The organism is Frankia sp. CeRuru1 (genome assembly GCF_977966315.1).
On sequence record NZ_CDWWEW010000126.1, the window covers coordinates 10,697 to 13,032 of the forward strand.

Annotated in this window: 4 protein-coding genes; 3 read left to right on the top strand and 1 reads right to left on the bottom strand. The window is 69.3% G+C overall.

Annotation, left to right across the window (positions count from 1 at the left end; translation table 11 throughout):
• Window positions 1–261: zinc ribbon domain-containing protein (locus AC08OP_RS11390; RefSeq protein WP_476614164.1), on the top strand; the 261-nt coding region annotated here is incomplete at its 5' end.
• 235 nt (window positions 262–496) lie between these two features.
• On the opposite strand, the gene lipB is transcribed toward AC08OP_RS11390, so the two are convergent.
• A complete protein-coding gene (lipB, locus tag AC08OP_RS11395; protein WP_476614165.1) occupies window positions 497–1,315 on the bottom strand; it encodes a lipoyl(octanoyl) transferase LipB in 819 nt (272 codons plus the stop codon).
• 109 nt (window positions 1,316–1,424) lie between these two features.
• Between lipB and AC08OP_RS11400 the strand changes: the two genes are divergently transcribed.
• Together AC08OP_RS11400 and AC08OP_RS11405 are read left to right on the top strand one after the other, a co-directional pair.
• Window positions 1,425–1,838 carry a DUF2784 domain-containing protein gene (locus AC08OP_RS11400; protein WP_476614166.1) on the top strand — a complete coding sequence of 138 codons (414 nt, stop codon included), beginning with the start codon at window positions 1,425–1,427 and terminating at the stop codon, window positions 1,836–1,838.
• Window positions 1,835–2,185: a phosphatase PAP2 family protein gene (locus AC08OP_RS11405; RefSeq protein ID WP_476614167.1), complete on the top strand. Its 351-nt coding sequence runs from the start codon at window positions 1,835–1,837 to the stop codon at window positions 2,183–2,185. The genes AC08OP_RS11400 and AC08OP_RS11405 overlap by 4 nt, the downstream gene beginning before the upstream one ends.
• Window positions 2,186–2,336 lie beyond the last annotated feature (151 nt).

Genomic DNA, 2,336 nt, shown 5'->3' on the forward strand with positions numbered 1-2,336 from the left:
GGCTGTGGCTGGCGAAACCCAAGCCTGACCCTGGCCGACCGCACGTTCACCTGCCCGTCCTGCGGGCTGGTAGCCGACCGCGACGCCAACGCCGCGGTCAACCTGCGTCACCTCGTCGCCGCCAGTACGTCGGAGACGGTAAACGCCCGTGGAGCCGACCGTAAGACCCACCCTGGTGGGCGGGTGGCTATAAAGCGGGAACCCAGCACGGCCATGACCGGTCAGACCGGGAGTGTCGACCCGCAAGGGACGGCGGCATAGGCGATGAGCGCTACCGATCATCACGATGCAACGGTTCCGTGGATGTCTCCCCGTCGGCCCGGTCGGCCTGATCGGCCCGGTCAGCCTGATCGGCCCGGTCGGCCTGATCCCGACTTACCGGGCCGCCGATCGCGCACTCGTCGTGGGGCCGCCGAATTCAGGGGAGGAAGTGAGGAAGTAACGGTCCAGGGGCCACCGACCGTACCCAGGTCCCCCGAACTCAGGTCCCCCGAGCTCAGGTTCGGCCGGCTCGGGTCCCCGTACCCAGGTTCCCCAAGCTCAGGTTCGGCGCCGGGAGGTGCGGGACGTTGCGTGCGCCGAGCATCTCGGCGGCGATCTCGCGGACCTCGGCCATGCTCGGGACGGCGCGCCCCACGTCGGTCAGCTCCCGCTGCACGGAGGTCATCTCCACCTCGGGCATGCCGCAGGGCGTCGCCCAGGTCCATGGCCGCATGTCGCAGTCGACGTTGAGCGCGAATCCGTGACTGGTCACCTTGCGCGTGCACCGCAGGCCGATGGACGCGATCTTCCGGTTGGTCCGGCGGGTCCAGACGCCCGTGAGCTCGACGGACCCGGGCGGGGTGTCCCGCCGCTCGGCCGGAATGCCGAGCGCCTCGACCGTATCCACCAACCGGGCCTCCAACAGCCGCAGGAACGGCACCACCGCGTTCATTGCGCCGATATGACACATCACGTAGCCCACCAGCTGGCCGGGGGCGTGGTACGTCAGCAGCCCACCCCGGTTGGTCTCGTGAACCGGGATGCCCAGCCCCGCGAGCGGGCGGTGCTCGGGCGGGGTCCGCTTGCCGACGGTGTAGACCGGCGGATGCGACAGGAACCACAGCGTGTCCGGCCGCACGCCGTCGATCCGTTCCCGCACCATCACCCGCATCCGCGCCATGGCAACCTCGTAGTCGACGAGATCCTCGTCGAGGCGCAGCAGGGTCTCGGGCCAGGTCACCGGGACCGGGCCGCCGTCCACGGCGTCCACCCCGTCAACGATGTCCGCCCCGTCGACGACATCCACCCGGTCGATAGCATTCACGGGGTTCACGGCATTCACCTCTCCACCGTATGCCCGGTCCACCGTGCGCCCGGGTTCCGGCGGTCCGGGCCGGGATGATCCCGCGCGGTCGGCGTACCGTAGCGCACAGGGAGCAGCGATGACGTACGACATTCTCGCCGACCTCGTCGTGGTGGCCCACCTGCTCGGGATCGCGTTCATCATCTTCGGTGGGCTGCTGGTTCGGCGGCGGCGCTGGCTGCTCTGGCTGCATGTGCCCGCCATCATCTGGGGCGTAACGATCATCACGATCGGGTTCACCTGTCCGCTGACCCCGTTGGAGAAGTATCTGCGACGGCTTGATGGTCAACCGGCCTACCAGGGCGGTTTCATCGATCATTACCTTACGGGCGTCCTCTACCCGGACGATCTCACCTGGCTCGTCCGCTCGCTGGCCGCGCTGATCGTGGTCGTTGCCTACGTGCGCGTCTGCCTGGACCTGCACCGACGACGGTCCCGACCGACGGTGGGCACCGGACCGGATCCGGCATCATCCGACCCCGGCCAGCGATGACCGTGATGACCGGCGGTGGGGTAGGCCGAGGCCGGCTACGACGCCACAGCGCTACGACGCCGCCACCGGCGCACCCCGAATACCCCAACGGGCACACCACCTACGCCGGCGCCGCCCAGCGGGTGCTGGAAGCGTTCACCGGCGCGGGCCCGAGCCGCCCGATCACTGTGACCAGCGCGACCGCGCCCGGGGTCAGCCGGACGTACACCACCTGGCAGCAGGCCAGCGACGACAACATCAACGCGCGGGTCTGGGAAGGCATCCACGTCCGCGGCACCGACATAGTCGGCGCGGAACTCGGCCGAAACGTCACTTCCCACGACCTCCACCAGCTCAGGCACGGATAACGGATAGACGACACCCGGCGGTATCGGACGCGCCGAGCCTCGGAGAGCCTCGGAGAGCCTCGGACGCGGCAAGGTCCGGCTCGAAGGTCTCCGGATCGAGCACGACGCCGTGGACATCCCGCGCCGCAGCCTTGTACTTGGCGCTCTTGGC

What these genes read in the sequence shown, in the direction of transcription:
- AC08OP_RS11400 (WP_476614166.1), top strand. Translation starts at nt 1,425, where the DNA reads ATGACGTACGACATTCTCGCCGACCTCGTCGTGGTGGCCCACCTGCTC.
- AC08OP_RS11405 (WP_476614167.1), top strand. Translation starts at nt 1,835, where the DNA reads ATGACCGTGATGACCGGCGGTGGGGTAGGCCGAGGCCGGCTACGACGC.